This is a genomic window from Thermoanaerobaculia bacterium, from assembly GCA_035260525.1.
Lineage (GTDB): Bacteria > Acidobacteriota > Thermoanaerobaculia > UBA5066 > DATFVB01 > DATFVB01.
Genome location: DATFVB010000328.1, coordinates 1 through 7,359, shown reverse-complemented (window position 1 = coordinate 7,359; position 7,359 = coordinate 1). Strand labels below are relative to the sequence as shown.

General features: G+C 66.9%; 7 protein-coding genes. 2 read left to right on the top strand and 5 right to left on the bottom strand.

Going from position 1 to position 7,359, the window contains the following annotated elements:
• Positions 1-928: TIGR02757 family protein (locus VKH46_15635; protein HKB72272.1), on the top strand; the 928-nt coding region annotated here is incomplete at its 5' end.
• Positions 925-1,461 carry a TlpA disulfide reductase family protein gene (locus tag VKH46_15630; protein ID HKB72271.1) on the top strand — a complete coding sequence of 179 codons (537 nt, stop codon included), beginning with the start codon at positions 925-927 and terminating at the stop codon, positions 1,459-1,461. The genes VKH46_15635 and VKH46_15630, both read left to right, overlap by 4 nt.
• 355 nt (positions 1,462-1,816) lie before the next feature.
• Here the strand turns inward: VKH46_15630 and VKH46_15625 are convergent, their stop codons facing one another.
• From VKH46_15625 to VKH46_15605, 5 genes are all read right to left on the bottom strand, one after another.
• Entirely contained in the window at positions 1,817-1,996 is a 180-nt protein-coding gene (locus tag VKH46_15625) for a hypothetical protein (protein HKB72270.1), read from the bottom strand.
• 26 nt (positions 1,997-2,022) lie between these two features.
• The gene (locus tag VKH46_15620; protein HKB72269.1) at positions 2,023-2,457 is read right to left on the bottom strand and encodes a hypothetical protein; all 435 of its coding nucleotides are present in this window, start codon (positions 2,455-2,457) and stop codon (positions 2,023-2,025) included.
• Positions 2,458-2,606: 149 nt separating this feature from the next.
• Complete coding sequence (locus tag VKH46_15615; GenBank protein ID HKB72268.1) at positions 2,607-5,729, bottom strand: c-type cytochrome; 3,123 nt, start codon at positions 5,727-5,729, stop codon at positions 2,607-2,609.
• A 13-nt stretch (positions 5,730-5,742) separates the two neighbouring features.
• Positions 5,743-6,828, bottom strand: a complete 1,086-nt coding sequence (locus VKH46_15610; protein HKB72267.1) for a hypothetical protein — start codon at positions 6,826-6,828, stop codon at positions 5,743-5,745.
• A 16-nt stretch (positions 6,829-6,844) separates the two neighbouring features.
• A partial coding sequence (locus VKH46_15605) for a cytochrome b N-terminal domain-containing protein (GenBank protein HKB72266.1) occupies positions 6,845-7,359 on the bottom strand: 515 nt, incomplete at its 5' end.

Genomic DNA, 7,359 nt, shown 5'->3' with positions numbered 1-7,359 from the left:
CCTGCGCGACACTCTCGAAAGCCTCTATCGACGATACGAGCGCTCGACCGGACCCGACCCGATCGCCCTCGTGCGGCGCTACGCCGCACGCGAAGACCGGGAGGTCGCGGGCTGGATCGCCTCGGCTTTCGCGTACGGGCGGGTCGACCAGATCCTGAAGGACGCCGGCGGGCTGCTCGAGGCGCTCGGGCCGAGCCCGGCGAAGACCGTCGCCGCGCGGACGTTCTCCGCCGGCGAGCTCTCGTTCTTCCGGCACCGTTTCCACGGACCGCAGGACGCCGCGGACCTCCTTTTCATCGTCGGCGAATGCATCCGCCGCGAAGGATCCGTCGGACGGTTTTTCGAGCGGCGCTTTCCGCCCGAGGCGACGGTCGCCGGGATGCTCGACCGCGTCAGCACGGAGGTCCTCTCGTGGCGGCCGCCGTCGGCATCCGGCCGCGCTCCGTTGCCCGGCGCGACCGGCCGCGCTCCGTTCCCCGGCGCGACCTTGCAGTTCCTGCTGCCGCGTCCGTCCGACGGGTCGGCCTGCAAGCGCTGGAACCTCTACCTTCGATGGATGGTGCGGGACGACGCGATGGACTTCGGCCTGTGGAAGGAGATTCCCCCTTCCGCGCTCGTCATCCCGACCGACACGCACGTCCACCGCGTGAGCCGGCGGCTCGGGCTGACCCGGCGCAAGTCCGCCGACTGGAAGACCGCCGAGGAAATCACGGCGCGCCTGGCACGGCTCGATCCCGCCGATCCGGTGAAGTACGACTTCGCGATCTGCCAGCTCGGCGTGCTCGAAATCTGCCGCACCGCGCCGCGGCTCTCGGACTGCCCCGCCTGCCCGGCCCGCCGCGTCTGCCCGACCGGGCGAAGGCGGGCGGCGGCGGGCGATTTCACGGCTCCGTCCGCTGCGGAAGGGCGCGAGGAGGCGTGCGCGTGAAAACCCGGACGATGATGCTGATCGCGGGCGCGATCGTCGCTCTCGTCGTCGCGTTCGTCTTCACGACGAACCTGAAGCCTCCCGAGGGCCAGGCGGGCATCCCGAAGCTCTCGGCGGAGAAGAACCTCGCGATCTACACGCGCGATGGCAAGAAGATCGACCTCTCGAGGCTGAAGGGGAAAATCGTCGTCGTTCACTTCTGGGCGACCTGGTGCCCGCCGTGCGTGGACGAGCTGCCCGAGCTCGATCGCTTCTGGCAGCGCTACAAGGACAATCCCTCGATCGCGCTCTACAGCGTGTCGGTCGACGACAACTGGGAGGCAATCGACACGTTCCGGAAGCAGCACCCCTTCGACCTCCCGATCTACCGCGATCCCGATTCGAAGACCGCGCACAAGTTCGGCACGACGAAGTTCCCGGAGACCTACATTGCCGACCGCAACGGCAAGGTGCTGTATCACCTGGCGCAGGCGATCGAGTGGGACTCTTCCCAGGTGACGCAGAACGTGGATGCCCTGATCGCCCAGAAGTAGCGAGCGCGACGACTCTGTCGCGCCGACTCGTCCCGCCGAAGCTTCAGCGAAGGAGGAATCCTTGGCGAAGGCGGATACATCGAGCCGGACGGGCGCGTGCCGCCCGCGAGGCCCCTTTCCTCTGTCATTCCCGCGGAAGCGGGAATCCAGAATATCGTCAGAAGGCTGGGTCCCCGCTTTCGGGGGGACGACCGCGATGCGGTCGCCTCACCGGGACCTCGCGGTCGGCCCGCATCCCGTCGGGCTCGCGTCTCGTCGCGCCTCACCCTTCCCGCAATTCGGACTTTTGTGACAAAGCCGGGTCGCCACTCCGATTACATCGCCTCTCCCCGCGGGAGACCTGTCGCGCCGTAGCCTAAGGCGGAGGCGGAGGCCGCCCCGCAGAGGCGGGTGAGGGAGACTCAAAATCTCCCGTCTCATTCCGGTGGGCGGCGCCCTCCTCCTCCTCGTCGTCCTTTGCGAGCCAAAGGAACAGGCACCAGAGCACGCCGCCCGTGAAGAGGACCATGTAGAAGAGGTAGAAGGTCGAGCCCATCGCCGGAATGGTACCGCGAGCGGCGGCTACTTCGAGGGAAACTCCACGTCGAAGACCGCCGATCCCGATCGAGGGACGTCGATCTCCCGGTCGGCGATTCCCTTCTCGGGATTCCATGCCGTGAACCGCCGCCGGCCGGCCGGGACGTTCTGGAGCACGTAGCGCCCGTCGGCTCCCGCGACCGCGGCCACGGCCGTGGGCGTCACGTAGACGTATCCGCGGGTGAGCGGCCGCACCTCGCTCTCGAGGGTCACGAGACCCGGCCGGTCGAGCGTGGACTGGAAGCGGTCGCCGGGGAGCACGAATTTGCGCCGGAAGAGGAGGTCGGAGAGGCCGACGTAGGCGGCGACGTCGGCGAAGACGTCGTCGCGGGCGACGAGCACCACGGGCGAATGCATCGGCGCGCAGGAAACGCGCGGAACGACGAATCCCCCGCGGACGTCGAGATGGAGAGGCTTCACCGGGCGTACGAAATCGCGAATCTCGGCCACGCGCGGCGCGAGAAACACGACCGTATCGGCGGGAGCCCGGCCCGAAACGGTTCCAGCGTCCGCGCGCGCGGCCGGCGGGAGGAGAAGCGTTGCCGCCGCGGCGAGCGCGGCGAAGCGGCTCAGCGTGCGGCGCCCCGGGAGGCGGTCCGGCGTGCGCGCGTCGCCGCGCCGGCCGGCGACGCGGCCGACGCCGCGCTCGACGCCGCCGCCGGAGGCTCGTTGCCGCCGATCGACCAGACGTAGTCGCGGAGCGCCTTCGTGACGCGGTCCACGCTGTGGATGAACTCCGAGGCCGCCTGCGGGCCGCCCATCATCTTCTCGAGCTCGGCCCGGTCCTTCGCGATCTGCGGGGAGTCCCATCCGAGGGCGAGCGTGACGTAGCGCTGCCCGGTCGTGTCGTCCTTCGGGAAGTTCGTCGGCATGCGCGTCCCCGGCATCCACTCGTCGGGCCGGGAGATCCAGTCGTTGATCCAGTCGTGGCGCAGGCGCGAGTGGGCCATCTCGAGGTTCGGCGCGAGCGACGACTTGTCCTCGACCTTGTCGGCCTCCTGCTGGCTGCGCGGATGGCACTGCGCGCAGCGGTACATCTCGAAGACCTTCTTCCCCGCGGCGACCGACATCGCGTCGGGCGTGCTCTGGGGGAGGACGAACGGATACGACGCCTTCGAGAGCGCCGCGAAGTACTTCGTCAGGTCGTTGAGCTGCGCGTCGGTGAAGCCGAAGGTCGGCATGTGGACCTGGAGCCACGGCCGGATCTGCCCGGTCTGCGGGCGGTTCAGGAACTCGAACAGCCAGTCGCTCTGGACCTTCGCTCCCTCGCCCTTGATGATCGGCGGGGCGAACGACACGTCCGCCATGGTCTCGCGGATCGAGCCTCCCTTCCCCTCGATCACGTGGCATCCCTGGCAGTTGTGATCCTTGACGATCCGCCGGCCGCGCTCGATCGCCGCCTCGTCCGGGGAGAGGTGCTTGCGCTTGGCGTCGGCCATGTCGTCCTTCTGGAACCCGAGGACGGCCGTGACGATGTCGGTCTTCTCCTCCTCGGAGAAGGAGAAGAGCGGCATCTTGAGCTTCTCCTCCCAGCCGCGGACCTTGTCCTGGTCGTAGATGCGGGTGTTCGTGAGCTTCGTGCGGAGCCAGTCCTGCCGCGTGTGGTCGATGTCGATGAAACCGAAGTCGAGCCGGTGGACCGCCTTGTTCCCCCATTCCGAAAGCTCGGTGCCGATCGGCTTGGCTTCCTCGAACCCGGGGATCGCGTGGCACGCGTAGCAGCCGTAGTGGCCGATCAGCTTCTCGCCGGCGTAGGAGAGCTCCTGCGGCATCGTCATCTTCGCGAGGTCGTTCTGCGCGTCGACGATCGATTTCGTGGTCGTCTCGAAGTACATCGAGACCCTGTCGAGCGAGGCCTTGTCGACCGCGGGGATCGGCTCGGCGTCGAACGCGGGCGGCGCCTTCTGCTGCGAGAGGTACGCCGCGAGGTCCGCCGCCTCCGGGTCGGTCAGGCGCAGGTTCGGCATCTTCGTCTCGGGATTCCAGGCTTTCGGGTCCTTGACCCACATCGCGATCCAGTCGGGCGTCGTCTTCGAGCCGATTCCGGCGAGGTTCGGCCCGAACTGGCGGTACGTGCCGATGAGGTCGCGCTTCGCGTTCGGGTCGAGGATGTGGCATCCCTGGCAGCCGCGATTCTCGAACAGCCACTTGCCGTGCGCGGCGTCGCCGGAGAGCCCGAGCGCGGGGACCGCCGGCTTCTGGCTCTTCTCGAAGATGTAGGAGGCGATCGCGCGGATCATCGTGTCGTTCATCCGGCGCCCCGCCTCATCGTCCTGCCGCTGGAGCCGGTTGGGCGTCCGGTAGCGGCCGGTCTTCGGGTCGATCCCCTCCGTGCGCACGAAGTTGTCGAGATAGAAGAAGCGCGGCATCTTCGTGTTCGGGCGGAAGACGGCCGGGTTCGAGATCCAGCGGATCGCCCAGTCGGGAGAGACCTTCGCCGCGACCTTCTCGAGCGACGGGCCGACCTTCGGCAGGTTCTGGGCCTCGAGCCCCTTGATGCGGTGGCATCCCCAGCAGCCGAGGCCCTCGATCACGCGCATCCCGGCGTCGAGCCGCGGCGCCAGCGGGAAGTTCGTCTCCTGCGCGTGGCAGCGGTAGCACCCGGCCTGCGCGTATTCGATCGGGTAGATCGGCATCTCGACGAACTCGTCGAGCTCCCACCCGTACTTCTTCTTCCAGCGGCCCTCCTCCGCCTTCGACGAGGGCTGGTGCGCGGTGTGGAAGAAGGACGTCGACCGGTCGTGCCCGCCGTGGCACGACGTGCAGCCGAAGTCGGGCAGCGGGTGCGGCGATTCCGAGCCGAGGATCAACGGCAGGTTCGAGTGGCTCTGGAAGACCTCCGGGAGCTTCGGCAGGACGTCGGGCGTGTACCCCTTCTTGTCGGCCGCGATGTGGCAGGACTCGCAGCGGTCGACCCTCGGGATCTTCATGAAGTTCACGTCGTTGAAGAGGTCCGGCAGGATCACCTGCTGGATCTTGAGCGACGGGTTCACCATGTCGAGGATCGGCGCGTTGCGCGCCTTGAAGACGGGGTCCTCCCGGAGGGTCGTGAGCTTCTTCGCGGCGAGGTCGAAGTTCGCGAGCAGCGTCTTTTTCTTCTTGTCGGCGTCGGCCGCCTTCGCCGTGAGCGCGTCGCGCTGCGACTTGAACGCGTCGAGCTGCGCGGTCGAAGCCTGGAGCTTCAGCTGCTTCTGCTTCAGGTCCGCCGCGAGGTCGTCGAAATTCTTCTGCCGGTCGCGGATGCGCGACGACTTGCCGGAATCCTCCGCGACCTCGAGCTCGTACCTCGCCGTATCGACGACGGCCTTCTGGAACCGGTAATTCTGGTCGTCGCGGTAGCGCACCGCGTCCGTGTCCTTGATCTTCTTCTCGAGCTCCGCGATCTGCCGCCGGTTTTCCGCCTCCTCGGCGTCGGCCTGCCGGAGCTCGGCCTGCGCGGCGGCGTACTCCCCGCGCGAGACCTTCTCGCGCGCCGCCGCGACGTCTTTCTGCGTCTTGTAGCGGTCCCACTGCAGGAACCGGAGCTGATATCCCTTCCAGCTCTTCGAAAAATTCCACCCGCTCGCGTAGTCGGTCCAGATCATCGCGACCGACGTGATCAGCACGATCAGCCCCGAGAGCGCGAAGACGCGCGTCAGCTTCGGGATGTCGTAATGGTGGTCGATCGGTTCGGCGGGCGGCTTCCTCGGCATCGCGTTCTCTCGGCTAGATGTTGAACGAGAACTCGGGGATCGCGACGATGTACTTCAGGTTGAGCGTCCAGCGCAGGAACATCTTCATCGGCATGAGGAGCATCACGAGGAGGAGCAGGCACCCGACGTAGTACCGCGCGGGGCCCATCTTCTCGTAGAACCGCCGGAAGAGCGTCCGCGACAGGACGATCGGGAGCACCACCAGGTACAGCCCCATGAAAACCAACCCGACGACCTCCCGCAGCAGGAAGAAGTGCGGGAGACCGGTGTGCAGGAGCTTGACCCAGAAGAGCTCCGAGATGTTGATGTTGTTCAGGGGCTCCAGCTTGTTCGGGTCCCAGTACTCGTAGGGTCCGAAGAAGTTCCAGTTGGGACCGCGCAGGAACGTTCCGAGGAAGATCAGGACGATCCAGAAGATCAGGAAGCCCGTGAGGAAGATCGAGATCTCCCACTTGCGTTCCTTGAACGTGAAGTAGCCGTTCCCCTTCGGGTTGACGTCGATGTACGGGATCGCCATCAGGCCCACGATGATGAGCGACGGCAGCGCGACGCCCGCGAGCCAGGGATCGAAGTAGACGAGCATCTCCTGGAGACCGAGGAAGTACCAGGGGGCCTTGGCCGGATTCGGCGAGTTCGTCGGGTTGGCGGGCTCCTCGAGCGGGGCCTTGAGGAAGATCGACCAGACGATGAGGAGCGCCGACACGAGAACGAGGCAGATCAGCTCGATGTAGACGAGGTCCGGCCAGGAGAAGACCTTCTGATACGAGTCGGTCCCCTCGTTCGGACCGAGCCCCTGCGCGATGCGCGCGTCGTTCTCCTTGGCCTGGTGCATCGCGTACCAGAGGTAGAAGAGGACGATGAAGATCATCCCGACGATCGGCACGTTGTCGGGCGCCGAGGCGACTTTCTTGAAGTTCGGATCGAAATAGGAGACGAAGAAGAACAGGGCGACCGCGCCGATGATCGTCGCGCCGCCCTTCGCCGTCCAGGGCCAGCGCGAGTAGAGCGCCGTGTAGAGCGCGATCGCGACGAGAGGAACGAAGAACTGCGGCTTGCAGACGAAATTGACGGCCGCCTGCAGGAAGTGGATCAGGGGCATCGACGCTCCGGCAGGCTCACACCGGCCCGCTGATGCCGCCGTCCTTGCGCACGCGCCAGAAATGGACGGCCATGAGGAACGCCGCGACGAGAGGGATCCCGACGCAGTGGAGGACGTAGAACCGCAGCAGCGCGCCGGCCCCGACGAAACGCCCGCCGAGCAGCGCGAAACGCGCGTCGTCGGTCGAGGTGACCAGGGGGATGTCGCCGATCTTCAAGAGCGCCGATCCGGGACCCTGCGTCCCGACGAGCGGTGTGGCGCCCGCCATGTTCGACCCGACCGTGATCGCCCAGATCGCGAGCTGGTCCCACGGCAGGAGATAGCCGGTGAACGAGAGGAGCAGCGTCAGGACGAGGAGGATGACGCCCACGACCCAGTTGAACTCCCGCGGCGGCTTGTAGGAGCCGGTCATGAACACGCGGAACATGTGGATCCAGACCGCGATCACCATCGCGTGGGCGCCCCAGCGGTGGATCTCCCGCATGATGCCGAACGGCACCTGTTCGCGCAGGTCGAGCGCGTCGACGTACG

Bases quoted from the DNA above. Each gene is read 5' to 3' on its own strand.
- VKH46_15625 (HKB72270.1), bottom strand. From the start codon at position 1,996: ATGGGCTCGACCTTCTACCTCTTCTACATGGTCCTCTTCACGGGCGGC.
- VKH46_15615 (HKB72268.1), bottom strand. From the start codon at position 5,729: ATGCCGAGGAAGCCGCCCGCCGAACCGATCGACCACCATTACGACATC.
- VKH46_15610 (HKB72267.1), bottom strand. From the start codon at position 6,828: ATGCCCCTGATCCACTTCCTGCAGGCGGCCGTCAATTTCGTCTGCAAG.